The organism is Streptomyces sp. DSM 40750 (assembly GCF_024612035.1).
In the GTDB taxonomy this organism is placed as follows: domain Bacteria; phylum Actinomycetota; class Actinomycetes; order Streptomycetales; family Streptomycetaceae; genus Streptomyces.
The window spans coordinates 7860729-7877890 of sequence record NZ_CP102513.1 but is presented as its reverse complement, the minus strand read 5'-3'; the positions used below and the strand labels follow the sequence as shown (position 1 = coordinate 7877890).

Annotated in this window: 18 protein-coding genes and 2 riboswitches; of the genes, 4 read left to right on the top strand and 14 right to left on the bottom strand. The window is 69.4% G+C overall.

What is annotated here, in order from left to right; genetic code table 11:
* Positions 1 to 26: 26 nt before the first annotated feature.
* The 3 genes from JIX55_RS35160 to JIX55_RS35150 form a co-directional block, all read right to left on the bottom strand.
* A complete protein-coding gene (locus tag JIX55_RS35160) occupies positions 27 to 1196 on the bottom strand; it encodes a cysteine desulfurase family protein (RefSeq protein WP_257567257.1) in 1170 nt (389 codons plus the stop codon).
* 188 nt (positions 1197 to 1384) lie between these two features.
* Positions 1385 to 1669 carry a DUF4190 domain-containing protein gene (locus tag JIX55_RS35155; protein WP_257567256.1) on the bottom strand — a complete coding sequence of 95 codons (285 nt, stop codon included), beginning with the start codon at positions 1667 to 1669 and terminating at the stop codon, positions 1385 to 1387.
* A gap of 34 nt (positions 1670 to 1703) precedes the next feature.
* Positions 1704 to 1868, bottom strand: coding sequence for a hypothetical protein (locus JIX55_RS35150; protein ID WP_257567255.1), 165 nt, complete (start codon positions 1866 to 1868; stop codon positions 1704 to 1706).
* A gap of 122 nt (positions 1869 to 1990) precedes the next feature.
* Between JIX55_RS35150 and JIX55_RS35145 the strand changes: the two genes are divergently transcribed.
* The gene (locus JIX55_RS35145) at positions 1991 to 2617 is read left to right on the top strand and encodes a TetR family transcriptional regulator (protein ID WP_257567254.1); all 627 of its coding nucleotides are present in this window, start codon (positions 1991 to 1993) and stop codon (positions 2615 to 2617) included.
* Positions 2618 to 2709: 92 nt separating this feature from the next.
* Here JIX55_RS35145 and JIX55_RS35140 read toward each other — a convergent pair whose 3' ends face one another.
* The gene (locus tag JIX55_RS35140) at positions 2710 to 3105 is read right to left on the bottom strand and encodes a hypothetical protein (protein ID WP_257567253.1); all 396 of its coding nucleotides are present in this window, start codon (positions 3103 to 3105) and stop codon (positions 2710 to 2712) included.
* A gap of 175 nt (positions 3106 to 3280) precedes the next feature.
* Between JIX55_RS35140 and JIX55_RS35135 the strand changes: the two genes are divergently transcribed.
* A complete protein-coding gene (locus tag JIX55_RS35135; RefSeq protein WP_257567252.1) occupies positions 3281 to 3742 on the top strand; it encodes a TIGR03086 family metal-binding protein in 462 nt (153 codons plus the stop codon).
* On the opposite strand, the gene JIX55_RS35130 is transcribed toward JIX55_RS35135, so the two are convergent.
* The 10 genes from JIX55_RS35130 to JIX55_RS35085 form a co-directional block, all read right to left on the bottom strand.
* Entirely contained in the window at positions 3726 to 4574 is an 849-nt protein-coding gene (locus JIX55_RS35130; RefSeq protein WP_257567251.1) for a thioesterase family protein, read from the bottom strand. The genes JIX55_RS35135 and JIX55_RS35130 overlap by 17 nt on opposite strands.
* A 93-nt stretch (positions 4575 to 4667) precedes the next feature.
* Positions 4668 to 5303 (bottom strand): trimeric intracellular cation channel family protein, encoded by a 636-nt coding sequence (locus JIX55_RS35125; protein ID WP_257567250.1) that lies wholly within the window; start codon positions 5301 to 5303, stop codon positions 4668 to 4670.
* Positions 5304 to 5365: 62 nt separating this feature from the next.
* Positions 5366 to 6586 (bottom strand): ABC transporter ATP-binding protein, encoded by a 1221-nt coding sequence (locus JIX55_RS35120; RefSeq protein ID WP_257567249.1) that lies wholly within the window; start codon positions 6584 to 6586, stop codon positions 5366 to 5368.
* Positions 6583 to 7677, bottom strand: coding sequence for an ABC transporter ATP-binding protein (locus JIX55_RS35115; RefSeq protein WP_257567248.1), 1095 nt, complete (start codon positions 7675 to 7677; stop codon positions 6583 to 6585). The genes JIX55_RS35120 and JIX55_RS35115 overlap by 4 nt, the downstream gene beginning before the upstream one ends.
* The gene (locus JIX55_RS35110; RefSeq protein ID WP_257567247.1) at positions 7674 to 8681 is read right to left on the bottom strand and encodes an ABC transporter permease; all 1008 of its coding nucleotides are present in this window, start codon (positions 8679 to 8681) and stop codon (positions 7674 to 7676) included. Before JIX55_RS35110 ends, JIX55_RS35115 begins: the two co-directional genes overlap by 4 nt.
* A 69-nt stretch (positions 8682 to 8750) precedes the next feature.
* Entirely contained in the window at positions 8751 to 10505 is a 1755-nt protein-coding gene (locus JIX55_RS35105; RefSeq protein WP_257567246.1) for an ABC transporter substrate-binding protein, read from the bottom strand.
* A 74-nt stretch (positions 10506 to 10579) separates the two neighbouring features.
* A complete protein-coding gene (locus tag JIX55_RS35100; protein WP_257567245.1) occupies positions 10580 to 11578 on the bottom strand; it encodes an ABC transporter permease in 999 nt (332 codons plus the stop codon).
* An 854-nt stretch (positions 11579 to 12432) separates the two neighbouring features.
* The gene (locus JIX55_RS35095) at positions 12433 to 13224 is read right to left on the bottom strand and encodes an enhanced serine sensitivity protein SseB C-terminal domain-containing protein (protein ID WP_257567244.1); all 792 of its coding nucleotides are present in this window, start codon (positions 13222 to 13224) and stop codon (positions 12433 to 12435) included.
* 157 nt (positions 13225 to 13381) lie between these two features.
* Complete coding sequence (locus JIX55_RS35090; protein WP_257567243.1) at positions 13382 to 14158, bottom strand: enhanced serine sensitivity protein SseB; 777 nt, start codon at positions 14156 to 14158, stop codon at positions 13382 to 13384.
* Positions 14159 to 14375: 217 nt separating this feature from the next.
* Positions 14376 to 15044, bottom strand: a complete 669-nt coding sequence (locus JIX55_RS35085) for an ATP-binding protein (protein ID WP_257567242.1) — start codon at positions 15042 to 15044, stop codon at positions 14376 to 14378.
* A 216-nt stretch (positions 15045 to 15260) separates the two neighbouring features.
* A riboswitch (glycine riboswitch) is annotated at positions 15261 to 15357 on the top strand.
* Positions 15358 to 15482, top strand: a riboswitch (glycine riboswitch).
* Positions 15483 to 15516: 34 nt separating this feature from the next.
* On the opposite strand from JIX55_RS35085, the gene gcvT reads away from it, so the two are divergent.
* Together gcvT and gcvH are read left to right on the top strand one after the other, a co-directional pair.
* A complete protein-coding gene (gene gcvT / locus JIX55_RS35080; protein ID WP_257567241.1) occupies positions 15517 to 16641 on the top strand; it encodes a glycine cleavage system aminomethyltransferase GcvT in 1125 nt (374 codons plus the stop codon).
* Positions 16642 to 16774: 133 nt separating this feature from the next.
* Entirely contained in the window at positions 16775 to 17152 is a 378-nt protein-coding gene (gene gcvH / locus JIX55_RS35075; RefSeq protein WP_257540344.1) for a glycine cleavage system protein GcvH, read from the top strand.
* Positions 17153 to 17162 lie beyond the last annotated feature (10 nt).

Below are 17162 nucleotides of genomic sequence, written 5' to 3'. Positions count from 1 at the left end.
GCGTCAAGATTTCGGCCGAGCGTGTTTCAGGTCAGCCCGGCACTGCGGGCGCGCTCCACCACCGGGCCGATCGCCTTCGCGACCGCCTCGACGTCCGCCTCCGTGGAGGTGTGGCCGAAGGAGAAGCGGAGGGTGCCCCGGGCGAGGTCCGGGTCGGTGCCGGTGGCGAGGAGGACATGGCTGGGCTGGGCGATGCCGGCGGTGCAGGCGGAGCCCGTGGAGCACTCGATGCCCTGGGCGTCGAGGAGCAGGAGCAGGGAATCACCCTCGCAGCCGGGGAAGGTGAAGTGCGCATTGGCCGGGAGGCGCCCCGCCGAGGACGGGTCACCGCCCAGGATCGCGTCCGGGACCGCCGTACGGACCGCCTCGATCAGGGAGTCGCGCAGGGCGCCGATCTCCCGGGCGAACCACTCGTGTTGCTCGGCGGCGAGCCGGCCGGCGACCGCGAAGGAGGCGACGGCCGGGACGTCGAGGGTGCCGGAGCGGACATGGCGCTCCTGGCCGCCGCCGTGCAGGACGGGTACGGGGCTGTACTCGCGGCCCAGCAGCAGTGCGCCGATGCCGTACGGGCCGCCGATCTTGTGGCCGGAGACGGTCATGGCGGCGAGGCCGGAGGCGTCGAAGTCGACCGGAATCTGACCGAAGGCCTGGACCGCGTCGGCGTGCAGCGGGACGCCGAACTCCTTCGCCACGTCGGCCAGTTCACGGACCGGCAGAATCGTGCCGATCTCGTTGTTGGCCCACATCACGGTGGCCAGGGCGACGTCGTCGGGGTCGCGGGCGATGGCCTCACGGAGGGTTTCCGGGTGGACTCGGCCGTATGTGTCGACCGGGAGGTACTCGACGGTGGCGCCCTCGTGTTCGCCGAGCCAGTGGACGGCGTCGAGGACCGCGTGGTGTTCGACGGGGCTGGCGAGGATCCGGGTGCGGGCCGGGTCGGCGTCGCGGCGGGACCAGTACAGGCCCTTCACGGCGAGGTTGTCGGCCTCGGTGCCGCCGGAGGTGAAGACGACCTCGCTGGGGCGGGCTCCGAGGGCTTCGGCGAGGGTTTCGCGGGCCTCCTCGACGGTTCGCCGCGCTCGGCGGCCGGATGCGTGCAAGGAGGAGGCGTTGCCGGTGACGCTCAGCTGGGCGGTCAGGGCCTCTGCCGCCTCGGGGAGCATCGGGGTGGTCGCCGCGTGGTCGAGGTAAGCCATGGTGAGCCCGATTCTACGGGCCGTGTTCGTGCGACCTCGGCCCCGATGGTGGTGGGTGCCTTGAGGATCGGCGTCCGGCGATGGTTTTGCGCCTTGCCCGGGGGGCGCCCGGACCTTGGTCGCGTGGGGCCGGCGCTGTCGGCTGTGGCAAGTGCGGCTCCTCCCGGGTCCGCCTGCCTCCGTTTGGCTCAGAAACTCCAGGACACCGTGTTCGTCGTCTGCATCAGGGTGGCGAGGACGACGAGGTCGGCGATGCCGAGGCCCAGGCCCAGGTAGGCACGGCCTCGCCTGGTGGTGCCGCGCTTCAGGGCGAGGGCGGACAGGACGATGGCGATGGGGCCGAGGAAGAGGTTGAGGACCAGGAGGCCCAGGAGGCCGAGGACGAAGGAGGCGACGGCCATGCCGTCGGCGTCGCGGCCTCGGGTGCGGGTGCGGGTGGTGGTGCTTGTCCGGCGTGCGGCGGTGAGTTGCATGGCGGGTCTGCTCCCAACGGGCTGAGGGCGGCGGTCAGTCGGTGGTGCGGGTGTGGCGGCCGTGGCGCTCGCGGTACGCGAAGACCGCCAGCCAGAGGGCGATGCCGGCCGCGAGCACGGACGAGACGGCGAGCGGCACATGGGCCACGGTGCCCATGACGACACCCAGCAGCAGAAGTGCGGCGACGAGGAACAACATCGTGGGAACGCCTCTCTCGTTACGGTTGGGTGAACGGTTGTAGTTACAATTGTTTACTGACTGCCAAGTCTAGCGCGTGGCCCGGCTTTGCAATTACGGAGAACAGTTGTTAACTGCATGGCATGAGTCACACTCTCGGCGTCCGACAGGCGCAGAAGCAGAAGACCCGGCGGGCGCTCATGGACGCCGCGCTCGGCCTGCTGGAGGAGCAGAGCCTCAGCAGCCTGGGTCTTCGCGAGGTCACCCGGGCCGTCGGCGTCGCCCCGACCGCCTTCTACCGGCACTTCCGGTCGACCGCGGACCTCGGTGTGGCGCTGGTCGAGGAGGCCCTGGGCAGTCTGCATCCGGTGCTCGGGGATCTGATGTCGGCGGTCGGCGACAGCGACGAACTCATCGAGCGCGCCGTCGAGCTGATCGCCCGCCATGTGGACGCGTACCCCGCACACGTCCGTTTCATCGCGCGCGAGCGCCACGGCGGTGTCCAGCCGGTGCGGGACGCCATCCAGGGGCAACTGGCCCGGTTCGCCGAAGAGGTACGCGGCGAGCTGGCCAAGCGGCCGGAGACCGAGGGGTGGACCGACGACGACCGGCTGATGCTCGCCGGCCTGTACGTCGATCAGATGCTGGTGACCGCCTCGCTGTTCCTGGAGGCGCTGTCCGAGCCGGAGCAGGAGCGCGTCCGGGTGACCCGGCTGGCGAGCCGCCGAATGCGGCTGATCAGCATCGGCTGTCGCCACTGGCTCGACTGACGCCGGCCGTTTCCGGCAGCGCGCGGAGGGCGCGCCCGTTCACCGGGCGCGCCCTCCGCGCGTACGTACTCGTATTCCGTACGGACCCGAGGTCAGCTGCCCTTGGACGCCGACGCCGAGGCCTCCTGGCTCGGTGCCCCGCTCGGGGCCTGGCCGCCCTGGCCCTGCTGACCGTCGCCGGGGCCACCGCAGCCACCACCGCCACCGGGACCGCCCTGGCCGCCGGCGCCGGGGGCACCGCTCGGCGCACCGGACGGCCGGCCCGACGGCGCGCCGGACGGAACACCGGACGGCGCCTGGCCGTTCGCGGACGGCGCGCCGGACGGGGCGCCCGACGGAGCACCCGAGGGTGCCTGGCAGCTCTGCTGCCGGCCGGAGTCGCCGTTGTTCGAGGTGGTCGACGACGAGTCGCTGGAGCCGCACGCCACAAGGAAGAGGGGCGCGGCCGCCAGCAGGGCGGCGGCGGGGACGAGACGTGCACGCTTCATGAGAGACAACTCCAAGAACGATGAGGGAGTTCGTGGGCGGCATCGAATCAACGCAGCTTTGGGCTCTCTTGGGTTCGCGCTGTGCCAAGCCTGTGCGCACAGCAAAGCGATCACCAACACACCCGGCCTGACCTGTCCTTTTACACTTTCGCCGCAACTCAGCCCTGATACAGGCATGCTCAGTCACATCGTCGGCGGCACCGTCCGCATCGCAGTCGTCGGGGAGGGCGGTGACGGGCTGGCCGTGCGGATGTTCGTCGACGGGGTGGCCAACGACGGCTGGCCGGCCGCGTACGAGGAGATCAGGGCCAGGGTGCTGCGGGTCTGGGCGACGGACGAGCGGATGACGTCGCCGGTGCTGGTCCCATGGGGCGAGATCCCCGGGCGGGACGCGCTGTCGGCGTACGTCATGGAGATCGTGGCCCGCACATGGGACCTCTCGGAGGGCTTGGGCCGGCCGCTCGCGCTCGATCCGCGGCTGGCCGAGTACTCCCTCGCCGCGGCGCGGGTCGCCCTGCCCGAGGGCCCACGCGAAAGCCGTCCCTTCGAACCGGCGCTGGCGGCCCCCGAAGGGGCCGACGCCTACGGCCGACTGGCGGCCTGGCTGGGCCGCAGGCCGCTCAGTCCGACAGCCTGACCCGCGCCAGCTGCCGCGACTGCGCGACCAGCCGGTCGGCGCTGTCCCAGACCTCGGCGTCCTCCTCCAGGAAGCCGCCGGCGAGGTTGCGGGTGGTGACGGAGACCCGGAGCGGTCCCGGCGCCGGGCGGCACCGCACGTGGACGGTCAGCTCGACCGTCGGGACCCAGCCCTTGAGGCCCAGCTCGAAGGCGGTCGGCGGCAGCGCGTCCACGGCGAGGAGCACGGAGAACGGGTCGGCGTCGCGGCCGTCGGCGAGCCCGAACCAGGACCGCATCTCGCCCTTGCCGGAGGCCGCGCCGAGCGCCCAGCCGAGGGTCGCGGGGTCGAGCTTGAGGAACAGCCGGTCGGTGATCGCGGAGCCGCCGGGGACGGGGCCGGGGGCGTCCTGCGGGCCGAAGCACTGGTCGATCGGCGGGATCGCGGGCGGCTTCGCCGTCGTACGGACGTCGTCGGGGAGGGTGTCCAGGTCGCCGTAGGAGGCGAGGACGCGTATCCGCTCGACCTCGCGGCCCTCGTCGTCGTACTGGAAGAGCGAGGCCTGGCCGGTCGACAGGGTCCGTCCGGTGCGTACGACGTCCGTGCGGACGACCGCGGGGCCCGGGAGGGAGGCGGTCAGGTAGTACGCGGAGATCGTGAACGGGTCGTCGTGCGGAAGGGCGTCGGCGAGGGCGCGGCCCAGCACGGCCAGGAGATAGCCGCCGTTGACGGCGCCGGTGATCGTCCAGCCGGCGGAGAGGTCGATGTCGTAGACGCCCTCTTCGCGCCGCGTGACCGCCGTGTCGCGGTCGAACTCGCTGCTGCCGATGGTCGCCTGGGATGCCTGAGCCATGGCGGTACCGTACAACACGTCATTACTAAGCGGTAGCTTTATGTGTTGCGGTGACGTTTCACCCCGGTCGGCTCGGTCGGCGAAGCCCGCACGTCACCCCTCCTCCACCGCGGCGGACCGCCGGTTCCATGCCCGCGGCGCCCGCCAGTGGTACCGCATCGCCAGCAGTCGCAGCACGAAGGCCGTGGCCGCGGCGAGGGCCGAGGTGACGGGGTTGAGCGCGTCGTGGCTGATACAGAAGACGACCAGCCCGGCGCCGACCATCGCGGGCACGGCGTACAGGTCGCGGTCCCAACGGAGCAGCGAGGGCACCTCGTTGGCGAGCACGTCCCGCAGCACACCGCCGCCGACCGCCGTGGCGAGGCCGAGGGTGGCGGAGGCGGTCAGACCGAGGCCGTACTCGTACGCCTTCGTCGTGCCCGCGACACAGAAGAGGCCGAGGCCGGCGGCGTCGAAGACGTTCACCCCGATCTGGATGCGCTCCACATGGGGGTGGAGGAAGAAGACGAGGAGGGCGGCGAGCAGCGGCGTGAGGAAGTAGCCGAGGTCGGTGAAGGCGGCCGGGGGTACGGCGCCGATGACCAGGTCCCGGAACAGCCCGCCGCCGAGCGCGGTGACCTCGGCGAGGACGGCGATGCCGAAGACGTCGAAGTTCTTGCGGACGGCCAGCAGCGCGCCGGAGATGGCGAAGACGAAGATGCCGATCAGATCGAGCGGGTAGGGAGACACCCGCACATTCTCCCCCGAAAACACGTGTGCGCCTTACAATGCAAGGCGCACACGCACTGGGGTCAGTCTTTACCGGGCTCTTCGGGCTCCTCCGCCTTCTGCACCTTGCCCGGATCCGTCGGCTCCATCGGCTCAGTCGTCTCCGTGGTCTCCGTCGGCTCCGCCGTCTTCCCCGTCTTCCTCACGCCTTCACCCGCCTCCTTCGCGACCGTCAGCAGGACGACGTCCTGGGGCTGCTGGTCCTCGAAGTTCTCCGGGTGGTGGCAGGCGACCCGCTGGCCGGGCTTCAGCTCGGCGAGGGGCGGCTCGGTGGTCTCGCAGACCTGCGTGGCCTTCCAGCACCGGGTGTGGAAGCGGCAGCCGCTCGGCGGCGCTATCGGCGAGGGAACGTCGCCTTTGAGCAGGATGCGCTCGCTCTTGGCGTTCCGGCGCTTGGGGTCCGGGATCGGCACGGCCGAGAGCAGCGCCTTGGTGTACGGGTGCATCGGCGCCGCGTACAGGGAGTCCCGGTCGGCCAGCTCCACGATCTTGCCGAGGTACATCACCGCGATGCGGTCGGAGACGTGGCGGACCACCGACAGGTCGTGCGCGATGATCACGTACGTCAGGCCGAGCTCGTCCTGGAGGTCGTCCATCAGGTTGACGACCTGGGCCTGGATGGACACGTCGAGCGCGGAGACCGGCTCGTCCGCGACGACCATCCGGGGCTTCAGGGCGAGCGCGCGGGCGATGCCGATGCGCTGGCGCTGGCCGCCGGAGAACTCGTGCGGATAGCGGTTGTAGTGCTCGGGGCTGAGGCCCACCAGCTCCAGGAGGCGCTGGACCTCCTTCTTCACCCCGCCCTCGGGCTCGACGCCCTGGAGCTTGAACGGCGCCGAGACGATGGTGCCGATGGTGTGCCGGGGGTTCAGGGAGCCGTACGGGTCCTGGAAGATCATCTGCACATCGCGGCGCAGCGGGCGCATGCCGGCGGTGTTGAGGTGCGTGATGTCCGTGCCGTCGAACTCGATCCTCCCGCCGGAGGGTTCCAGGAGGCGGGTGATGAGCCGGCCCATGGTCGACTTGCCGCAGCCGGACTCGCCGACGACGCCGAGGGTCTCGCCCCGGCGTACCTCGAAGTCGATGCCGTCGACGGCCTTGACCGCCCCGACCTGCCGCTGGAGCAGGCCCTTCTTGATGGGGAAGTGCTTGACCAGGCCCTCGACCCTGAGCAGCGGTTTCTCTTCGTCGGCCGACGCCTTCTTCACAGGCGTCGCCCCGTCCCGGGTATCGGTCTCGCTCACAGCTTCGGCGCAATCTCTTCGGTCCAGATCCGCGTGCGGTCCTCCGGCGACAGGTGGCAGGCGGTGAAGTGCCTGCCACCCACCTCGCGCAGTTCGGGGCGCTCGGTGCGGGTGATGTTGTCCTTGGGGATGTCCGCGTAGGGGCAGCGCGGGTTGAAGGCGCAGCCCGAGGGGACGTTGATGAGGCTCGGCGGCTGGCCCTTGACCGGGATGAGCCGGTCGGTCTGGGCGCGGTCGATACGCGGCATCGAGCCGAGCAGGCCCCAGGTGTAGGGGTGCTGGGGCCCGTAGAAGATGTCGTCGACCGGGCCGCGCTCCACGCAGCGGCCGCCGTACATCACGAGGATGTCGTCGGCGATCTCGGCGACCACGCCGAGGTCGTGCGTGATGATGACGACCGCGGAGCCGAACTCCTTCTGCAGGTCCCGGATGAGGTCCAGGATCTGCGCCTGCACGGTGACGTCCAGTGCGGTCGTGGGCTCGTCGGCGATCAGCAGTTCGGGGTTGTTGACCAGGGCCATGGCGATCATGGCGCGCTGGCGCATACCGCCGGAGAACTCGTGCGGGTAGCTGTCGACCCGCTTGTCGGGTTCCGGGATGCCGACACGGTCGAGGAGTTCGACGGCGCGCTTGCGGGCCACCTTCTTGCTGACGTCGTGGTGGACGCGGTACGCCTCCACGATCTGGTTGCCGACCTTGTAGTACGGGTGCATCGCGGACAGCGGGTCCTGGAAGATCATCGCCATCTCGCGGCCGCGCAGCCGGCGCACCTCCTCCGGGTCGGCGGAGACCAGTTCCTTGCCGTCCAGCCAGATCTCGCCGGACACCTGGACGTTCTTGCCGCGTGCGCCGAGCCGGTGCAGGCCCATGATCGCCAGCGAGGTCACCGACTTGCCGGAGCCGGACTCGCCCACGATGCCGAGGGTCTTGCCCTTCTCCAGCTGGAAGGAGAGGCCGTCGACGGACTTGACCAGACCGTCGTCGGTCGGGAAGTGCACCTTGAGATCGCGCACTTCGAGGAACGCCTCGGGGGTGTCCCCGGCGCGTGCGGGCTCGCCGACGGCGGCCCCGGTCTTGGACAGTTCGGTCACGAGAGCCTCACCCGCGGGTCGATCGTGGCGTACAGCAGGTCCACCAGAAGGTTCATGAAGACGACGAAGAACGCCGCGAGCAGGGTCACCCCGAGGATCGGGGGCAGGTCGTTGGTGGTGATCGACTGGACCGCGTACTCGCCGATGCCGTGCAGGGAGAACACGGTCTCGGTGATGAGGGCACCGCCGAGCAGCAGGCCGACGTCCATACCGAAGACCGTCACCAGCGGGGTCAGCGCGGCGCGCAGGCCGTGCTTCACGACCACGTTGCGCTCGCGCAGACCCTTGGCCCGCGCGGTGCGGATGTAGTCCTCGTTCATCGTCTCCAGCATGCCCGAGCGGGTGAGCCGGGCGTAGATGGCCGAGTAGAGGAGCGCCAGCGAGCACCACGGCAGGAAGAGGGTGTTGGCCCACTGCGAGGGGTTCTCGGTGAAGGGGACGTACGTCCTGCCGAAGATCTCCAGCTGGTAGCTGAACAGCAGCAGCGCCAGCTGGCCGGTGAAGAACATGGGCAGGGAGACGCCCGCGAGCGCCACGCCCATCGCGGCCCGGTCGAAGAACGACCCGGGCTTCAAGGCCGAGATGACACCGGCCGTGATACCCCCCAGCAGCCACAGCACCGCGGCGCCGGAGGCGAGCGAGATGGTCACCGGAAGCCGGCTGGTGAGCTGCGGCCAGACCTCCAGGTGGTCCTTGAAGGAGTAGCCGAAGCAGGGGGCGTCACAGCGGACCGTGCTGGGACCGAGGTCGTACGTGGCACCGGAGACGATCCCCTTGAGGAAGTTCCAGTACTGCTCGTAGACCGGCTGGTCCAGGCCGAGGTTGCGCTTGACCGCCGCGATGTCCTCGGGCGTGGGGTTCTTGCCGATGTACTGCTGTGCCAGCTGATCGGCGGTCTGTCCTGCGAGCTTCGGCAGGATGAAGAAGATGCCGAAGGTGACCGCGGTGACGACGAGCAGCAGGATCACCGCCGCGATCGTCCGGCGGATGATGTACGAGATCACGAGGACCGGCGCCGGCGCCCGCGGGTGTCTTCTCCCGCGGGCGCCAATGCCTTCACCTGCCTTCCGGGGCTACTTCTTTTTCGTGGTACCGACGTTGAGGTAGTCGTACTGACCGCTGAAGGCCGAGGACGACACCAGGTTGGTGGCGTACGGCGAGCGGTACAGCAGCACCTTGAAGTAGGTCAGCGGGACGATGGCGGCCTGCTCCATGACCTTCTTGTCGACCTCGGTGTACGCGGCGGTGCGGGCGGCCTCGTCGGTGTTGCCGATCGCGTCGTCCAGCAGCTTGTTGATGGCGGGGTCGTCCAGCTCGGACAGGTTGGTGTTACCCGACTCGCCGATGGCCTTGCCGTGCACGATCTGCTGCAGGAAACCGTAGCCGGTGGGCCAGTCGGCACCCCACTGCATCATGATGAGGCCGATGTTGTTCTTCTTGTTGAACGCCGGCACACCCGCGTAGTCGGAGAAGTACTTGCCCGACGGGTACTGCTTGATGTCGGCCTCGATGCCGATCTTCTTCAGCGCCTCGACGATCGCGGTGGCCGCGTCGACCTCGCCCTGACGGTCGGTGCGGGCGGAGATGGAGGTCTTGAAGCCGCCCTCCTTGCCACAGGCCTTCAGGTGCTCCTTGGCCTTGGTGGCGTCACCCTTGCTGTCCGGGGTGGCGTACGTGTCGGCCTTCTCGTAGCCCGAGACGTCGGTGGGCAGGACGGTGGAGGCGATGTCACCGCGGATCGGGCCGCCCATGGCGGTCTGCACGGCGACCTTGTCGATCGCGTACTGCACGGCCTTGCGGCAGTCGACGTTGTCGAACGGCGCGACCTTGGTGTTGATCGCCGTGTAGACGAGACGGCCGCCGAGCGCGTTGTCCGTGTTGGCCATCTGGTCCTTGTCCTTCAGGACCTGGGCCTGGGTCTGGGCGTCGACACCGGTGCCCTGGATGTCGATCATGGTGTCGCCGGCCATGACGTCCTTGTCGATGGTGGCCTTGTTGACCTTCAGGTTCACCACGATCTTGTCCGGGTACTGCTTGCGCAGCGGGTCCGTCTTGGCGTCCCACTCCGGGTTGCGGGTGAGGACGATCTGCTTGCCCTCCTCGTACTTCTCGAACTTGTACGAGCCGGTGGAGACGACCTTCTTGGTGTAGTCGACGCCGGTGTCCTTGGCCCGGGGCACCGGGGCCGTCTGCGGCATGCTCGCCAGGTAGTCGAAGTCGGCGAAGGGCTTGTTGAGCTTGAAGACGATGGTGCTGTCGTCCGGCGTCTCGATGGACGCGATGCCCGCCTCGTTCTTGTCCTTGTACGGGCCCTTGTACTTGTCCCCGCCGTCCAGCAGCTGCTGGAAGTAGTTGGGGCCCGAGGAGAGCACGTCACGCGCGAAGTTCGAGCGCTCGACCGCGTACTTGACGTCCTTCGAGGTGACGGCGGTGCCGTCCTCGAACTTGACGCCCTGTCGGATCTTGTACGTCCAGGTCTTGCTGTCGGCGCTGGGCGTGCCCTTGCTCTCGGCCAGGTCCGGGACGAGCTCGTTGCCCGCCTCGCCCGCGCCGGGCTTGAACGTCATGAGCGGACGCGCGTAGAGGCGGCTGAAGTTGAAGCCGTACGCGTAGTACATGTTGCCCGGGTCGAGGGACTCGGGGGCGTCGGAGCTGGCGTAGGTGAGCGTGCCGCCCTTCTCCGTGGACTCGTTCACGACACCCTTGGTCGCGGCGTTGGCGCCTGCGCCCTTGGGGGTGTCCGTACCGTCTTCCGCCTTGCTGCAGGCGGACAGCAGCAGACCGGCGCTGCTGACAACCGCGACAGCGGCCATTGCTGACCTTCGCATGATGGTCGGTTTCCCCTTCGTAGTTGGACAGTTGAGTGGGACTTCGGGCCACAACCGGGCCGCGGTCGCGGACGTCAGCGGCTGCGGGGGTCGAGGGCGTCCCGGAGGCCGTCACCGAGGAGGTTGAAGGCCAGCACCGTGATGAAGATCGCGAGGCCGGGAACGATCATGTACTGGGGGTCGACCTCGAAGAAGTCGACCGCCTGGTTGAGCATTCCGCCCCAGGAGGCCTGCGGCGGCTGGATCCCGACGCCGAGGAAGCTGAGCGACGCCTCGAAGATGATGTTCGTCGGGATGAGCAGGGTCGAGTAGACGATGATGGGCGCGACGAGGTTGGGCAGCAGTTCCTTGAAGAGGACGTAAGGGCCGCCGGCCCCCATCCCCCGCGAGGCGTCGATGAACTCCCGCTCGCGCAGCGCCAGGGTCTGACCGCGCACGATGCGCCCCATGTACGGCCAGTTGAAGAAGCCGATGACGAAGATCAGCACCGAGATGTGCAGCGGCAGTCCTTCGAGACCGAAGGCGCCGCCCTGGAGCGTCGCGGAGATGGCGATGGCGAAGAGCAGCAGCGGGAACGCCAGGAAGGTGTCCATCAGCCGGCTCACGATCGTGTCGACCCGCCCGCCGTAGTAGCCGGCGACGAGACCGAGCACCACGCCGATGACGTTGGACAGGATCGTCGCGCCGAAGGCCACCACCAGGGAGACCCAGGAGCCCTCCAGGATGCGGGCGAGGATGTCGCGGCCGAACTTCGGCTCGACACCGAGCGGATGGTCCCAGCTCATCCCGCCGAAGTCGCCCTTGGGCAGGGATGTGTTGGGGTCGATCAGATCCTGGTTGAAGGCGTTGGGGTCGAGCCCCAGCATCGACTGCAGCGGCCGGGAGAGGGCCGCGATCAGGATCAGGAGGACGACCACGACGCCGCCGGCGACCGCCACCTTGTCGCGCTTGAAGCGGGTCCAGGCGATCTGGCCGAGCGAACGGCCCTCGATCTTCTTGGCCTCGACCCCTTCCAGCACGGCTTCGGGCTGCGCCTCGGCCTGCGATCCGGTCGTCTCAATGGGTGCGGTCATCGTCCCTCGTGCTTGCCCGTGCCGGTGGTTGCCGACTGTGCCTGGCGGCCGTCCGGGTCTGCGGTACGGTCCGTCACCACTGCTGCTCTCTTGCTCTGTTGCTACTGCTTGGTACCCACGGCCGGTGCCGACGCCGGTGTCGGAACGAGCCGTTCGGGAGGAGAGGGAAGTACGGGACCGAACTTCGCCGTATGAACAGCGCGTTCGCCCGATCCCCCCATCGCTCTGGGGGAGTCTTCAACGGTCGCGCGATCAGGCACCAGACCCGGCGGCGAATGTATGCGCAACCGTGATGTGGCCAGCAGGGTTCCGCTATCCGGACGTGACGCTCTGTTGAGCGGTGGGAACCCCTGTCATATGTGACTCAGGCCACGGAACGAGGTCGGCGCGTCCAGATCACCCGCGATCGCCCCCCTTGGGGCGCATGGCAATTCAGGCGAAGAGGGCATGGCGCCGCCGCCTTCACCGTGAATTCCCCAAGCATGTGGGTTCGCTTGAGTGTTGCTTCGCAACAGAACCCCTATTCCGTTGCCCCCGCTGTCCGTGGTCGCCAACTTCTTTCCCGCCGGGAGAAGCCATACGGCGAACAACCGGCTGAGCTGCGCACTCGCGTTCTGCCAGTCGAATCAGCCGAACTGCGCGCGCAGCCACAGCAGTTGAGCAGCACAACAGAATGAAAAAACGGGCCAACGAGCAAACAGGGAAACGGGGAAACGGGGAAACGGGGAAACAAATGAAGGAGCTCATCACGGGCGCACCAAGGCCACCGTCACGGTCAAAACAATGAGGGGGCCCTCGGCTCCGGGATGGCTCGCTACCGAGCCGGACCGGGGCCGGGGGCTTCTGCCGTGCGCTCAGTAGCCGCCCGGATATCCGTATCCGCCCGCCGCCGGGGCCTGCGCCGGGGCCGCGTGGGCCTCACGGTCGTAGAAGGGGCGGGCGGCGGCGCGGAGCCACATGGCGACCGGGTCGTACTCGTCGGACATGGCGACGGTGGAGACGGGCAGGCCGTCCGGGACCGCGCCGATGGACTGCTGCATCATCGCGCGCACCGAGTCGACGGCGGGCGGCGAGGTGTCGTACACGTCGAGGCCGATGGCCAGGTACGGCGCGCCGAGCGCGGGCTGCACCCAGGCGCGGCGCAGCGAGCGCACGGCCGGGGTGCGGTGCGCGTTCTGCGTCAGCAGGGCGTAGAACTGCGGGATCTCGATGGCCGGCTCCGACAGCCGGAGCGGGCCCGCGGGCTGCCGCTCCAGGCCCGTGGCGATCCGGCGCAGATCGAGCCAGGGGATGCCGACGCCGCCGCCCGGCGCGTGCGGGTTGAGCCAGAGGCCGTAGTGGTCGGGGTAGAGGGTGCGGGCCACGTCAAGGCCGTCGACCACCTCGTAACTGCGGTTCCAGCCACTGGCGGAGAGCTCCTGGGCGGAGGTGACGCACGGGGCGTAGTTGAACCCGTCGACCTCCATGTTCCCGTACTGCGCGTCCGGGGAGCCGGCCTGGCCGTGCCACAGCAGCATCCAGATCTGGCCGGAGGACGGGGTGGCGAGGGCACGCAGCAGCGCCTCGTAGGCGTCGTAACGCCCGGGCGTCACCTGGCGCAGCATGTGCTCGACCTGCCCGGTGGCGATGCGGCTGCTCGCGCTCACGTTGGCCGCCCCTTCGGTGTTGGACCTTGGTTATAGGAACCAGCTTAGGTGGTGTGTGGGTTGAGCCGGTCAGGGCTCGGCGGTTGTGGTGCGTTTCGGGGTGCGGGTGCGTTGTGGCTGGTCGCGCAGTTCCCCGCGCCCCTCTGGGGCGTGTTGGTCAGTAGCCCTGCTGATAAAAAGGCCGTACTTTTTCGCGTAGCCAGTCGCCCACCGGGTCCTGGGCCACGTCCAGGAAGACCATGTTGACCGGCCAGGGGACGGGGGTCTTGGTCAGGGCTCGGCCGAGGGCGGCCAGGGGGAGGGCGCGGTCGGCTTCCCAGGAACCCAGTTCGACACCGATGAACATCACGGGGTCGGCGGTCTCGATGGCGGCGAGGCAGCGGCGGGCGGAGAGGACCACTCCCGTTCCGGCGAACTCGGCGGAGGCCGCGGCGAGGAAGTCCACCGGGTCGTCCTGCCAGTCCGGCTCGTACAGCCGGACCCGGGCGCCGTTCGCCGACCCGTCCAGCGGGGTCCGTCCGGCCCGGCACAGCTCGGCCACGGCGGGCGGCGGCAGCGGGATGCCCACGACACCGTCCGGGTTCAGGGCGAGGCCGATCTGCGGGGGCAGGCCACGCGCGAACTCGACGGCCGGCGCGATCGTGTACGACATGTGGTTGCCGACGACCTGGCGGAACTGCTCCTCGGAGCTGAAGACCGGCACGTACGCCTGCCCGTCGAATTCCATCGTGGGCAGATCCAGCTGACCGCTCTGCGGATCGCCGCCCTCCGGCAGCGGCACCCACACGAAACTGCGGGCCAGCACCTCCACGATCCGCGCCCCCGCCGTGGGCACCCCGAGAGACGCGGACAGCACCTCCTCCAGCTCGTTGCCGGGCCACCCGCCGTGCCCATGGGGGTGCGCCTGTGCCGGAAAGTCCGCCGGGAAGTCCATCTGCTGCCTACCGCTTTGCTCCGTGATGCTGTGGTAGCTGCACCTTAATGCCACCGGGTCACCAGGGGCGCCCATTGAGGGGCGCGGGGCCGTATCGATATGCGGCTCCGCCGCGATGGGGGTCCCTCCCGCTCGAGCGAAGTCGAGAGGGGGGGAGCGGCCGGCCACGACGGACCCGCGGCCCGCAACGCACAGCGCCCCCGGGCTCCCCCGGGTCTCACCCCACGAAGTCGATCCGCTTCAAGACGTCCGCCGCGGCCCGGTCGATCAACACCGCCGCCCCGCACCCCTGCGGAAGCCTTCCCTTCTCCGCCGCCCGCAACAGCCGGTTCATCGCCCCCCGATGCCGGGCGAAGGCGTACCGGGACACTCCCCGCCCCCGCTCCCGCTGCCCGTCCCGGGCCTCACCAGGAGTGACGTCGAGCAGCAGCAGATGCAGCGTGCCGCCACGGCGGCGCGCCTCCCGCGCCAGCCACCCCCGGACCCACGCCTGCGTCCCGCAGTCGTGCACGACGATGCCCTCCCCGGAACGCAGCGCCCGCCGCAGCCCCGCGTAGTGAGCGATGCGCACGAACGGCCGGTAGGCCGCGTACGGCAGATGGCGGGCGAAGCGCCCGTCGAAGCGGTCACGCGTGTCCTGGGAGTCGATCCGGACTCCCGGCACGGCCCGCCGCATCAGCGTCGACTTTCCGCTGCCCGGGAGCCCGGTGACCACCACCAGGTCGGCCGGCCCGAAGGAGAGCCCGTGGGGACTGCGCCCGGCACGCTCCCTGAGGTCGCGGACGACCGCCCTCGGGAACGGGCCGCACGCCTCACCGGCCGGTACGACGGGCTGCTTGGGCATCGCGATGCCCGACGTCGTCGCGTACGCCGTGGTCCTGTTCACCGTGATCGTCCTCCCCAGGGGTATGGAGGTCCATCCCCACAGACTGTAAAGAAAAGGTAATGCCCGATCCCTCCTGGTTCAGTCCTCGTCCTGCCACAAGAGTGCTACGGACCGCTGTGTCCGCCTGTGGTTCTTCCTCCCCACCTGTGAAAGATCCCCCTGCCGTGCCCGGTCGATGCGTGCAATGATGTGCCCGCCAACTGCATACCGGCCGCTTGAATCCGCGCGGGAGAGCTCCCAGCAGTCTCGCTGGGGCGCCGAAGGAGCAAGTCCCTCCCTTGAATCTCTCAGGCCCACATACCGCGCGGGCGAGGCACATCTGAAAAGCGGGCCGTACCCCTCTTCCGCGGGGGGCGGCTCCACCCACGGTGCAAACCGCGACCACCAGTACGTACGGTCGTGGTGAACCTCTCAGGTTCCGATGACAGATGGGGAGGAACGACCTCGCCCGTCATGCCCTGGGAGCAGAACCATGAGTAGTCCCGCCGCCGAACCACGCCATACCGCGCTCGACGCCCTGCATCGCTCGCTCGGTGCGACGATGACCGATTTCGCGGGCTGGGACATGCCGCTGCGCTACGGATCCGAGCGCGACGAGCACAGCGCCGTACGCACCAGGGCCGGCCTCTTCGACCTCTCCCACATGGGTGAGATCACCGTCTCCGGCCCGCAGGCGGCCGCACTGCTGGATTACGCGCTGGTCGGCAACATCGGCGGCGTGAAGACCGGCCGCGCCCGCTACACCATGATCTGCCGCGAGGACGGCGGCATCCTCGACGACCTGATCGTCTACCGGCTGGCCGAGACGGACTACATGGTCGTCGCGAACGCCTCCAACGCCCAGGTGGTGCTGGACGCGCTCGTGGAGCGTTCCGCCGGGTTCGACGCCGAGGTGCGGGACGACCGGGCCGCGTACGCGCTGATCGCCGTGCAGGGCCCCGAGTCGCCGGGGATCGTCAAGGCGCTGACCGACGCCGATCTCGACGGCCTGAAGTACTACGCGGGTCTGCCCGGCACGGTCGCCGGGGTCCCCGCGCTGATCGCGCGCACCGGATACACCGGTGAGGACGGCTTCGAGCTGTTCGTGAAGCCGGAGCACGCCGTCGAGCTGTGGCAGGCACTGGCCAAGGCCGGCGAGGGCGTCGGCCTGGTGCCCTGCGGGCTGTCCTGCCGGGACACGCTGCGTCTGGAGGCGGGGATGCCGCTGTACGGGCACGAGCTGTCCACCGCGCTGACGCCGTTCGACGCCGGGCTCGGGCGGGTCGTGAAGTTCGAGAAGGAGGGCGACTTCGTCGGGCGTACGGCGCTGGCGGCGGCCGCCGAGCGCGCTGCCTCGGCTCCTCCGCGCGTCCTCGTCGGGCTGATCGCCGAGGGCCGCCGGGTGCCGCGCGCCGGGTACCCGGTCGTCGCCGACGGCAAGGTGATCGGCGAGGTCACCTCCGGCGCGCCCTCCCCCACCCTGGGCAAGCCGATCGCCATGGCGTACGTCGACGCCGCGCACTCGGCGCCCGGCACCGCCGGTGTGGGCGTGGACATCCGGGGCAGCCACGAGCCGTACGAGGTCGTGGCGCTGCCGTTCTACAAGCGACAGAAGTGACACCTTCGTAGTCGTTCGATGTCGTTCGAGATCGTTCGACTGACGTGACGCTGGGCACATCCGTGCTGCTCAACAGCGGTTTCAGCAGTCCCCCCTTCATCATCACTCCCCCGCGTACAGGAGAATTCAGGCCATGAGCAACCCCCAGCAGCTGCGCTACAGCAAGGAGCACGAGTGGCTGTCGGTCGCCGAGGACGGCGTCTCGACGGTCGGCATCACGGAGTTCGCGGCGAACGCGCTCGGCGATGTCGTCTACGCCCAGCTCCCCGAGGTGGGCTCCACGGTGACCGCGGGCGAGACCTGCGGTGAGCTGGAGTCCACGAAGTCGGTCAGCGACCTGTACTCGCCGGTCTCCGGTGAGGTCACCGAGATCAACGAGGACGTCGTCAACGACCCGTCGCTGGTGAACACCGCCCCGTTCGAGGGTGGCTGGCTGTTCAAGGTACGTGTCGCGGAGGAGCCGGACGATCTGCTCTCCGCCGACGAGTACGTCGCCCACACCGCCGGCTGAACACGAGGTC

What these genes read in the sequence shown, in the direction of transcription:
- JIX55_RS35100 (WP_257567245.1), bottom strand. Translation starts at nt 11,578, where the DNA reads ATGACCGCACCCATTGAGACGACCGGATCGCAGGCCGAGGCGCAGCCC.
- JIX55_RS35130 (WP_257567251.1), bottom strand. Translation starts at nt 4,574, where the DNA reads ATGGCTCAGGCATCCCAGGCGACCATCGGCAGCAGCGAGTTCGACCGC.
- JIX55_RS35150 (WP_257567255.1), bottom strand. Translation starts at nt 1,868, where the DNA reads ATGTTGTTCCTCGTCGCCGCACTTCTGCTGCTGGGTGTCGTCATGGGC.
- gcvT (WP_257567241.1), top strand. Translation starts at nt 15,517, where the DNA reads ATGAGTAGTCCCGCCGCCGAACCACGCCATACCGCGCTCGACGCCCTG.
- JIX55_RS35145 (WP_257567254.1), top strand. Translation starts at nt 1,991, where the DNA reads ATGAGTCACACTCTCGGCGTCCGACAGGCGCAGAAGCAGAAGACCCGG.
- JIX55_RS35160 (WP_257567257.1), bottom strand. Translation starts at nt 1,196, where the DNA reads ATGGCTTACCTCGACCACGCGGCGACCACCCCGATGCTCCCCGAGGCG.
- JIX55_RS35090 (WP_257567243.1), bottom strand. Translation starts at nt 14,158, where the DNA reads ATGGACTTCCCGGCGGACTTTCCGGCACAGGCGCACCCCCATGGGCAC.
- JIX55_RS35135 (WP_257567252.1), top strand. Translation starts at nt 3,281, where the DNA reads ATGCTCAGTCACATCGTCGGCGGCACCGTCCGCATCGCAGTCGTCGGG.
- gcvH (WP_257540344.1), top strand. Translation starts at nt 16,775, where the DNA reads ATGAGCAACCCCCAGCAGCTGCGCTACAGCAAGGAGCACGAGTGGCTG.
- JIX55_RS35155 (WP_257567256.1), bottom strand. Translation starts at nt 1,669, where the DNA reads ATGCAACTCACCGCCGCACGCCGGACAAGCACCACCACCCGCACCCGC.
- JIX55_RS35105 (WP_257567246.1), bottom strand. Translation starts at nt 10,505, where the DNA reads ATGCGAAGGTCAGCAATGGCCGCTGTCGCGGTTGTCAGCAGCGCCGGT.
- JIX55_RS35140 (WP_257567253.1), bottom strand. Translation starts at nt 3,105, where the DNA reads ATGAAGCGTGCACGTCTCGTCCCCGCCGCCGCCCTGCTGGCGGCCGCG.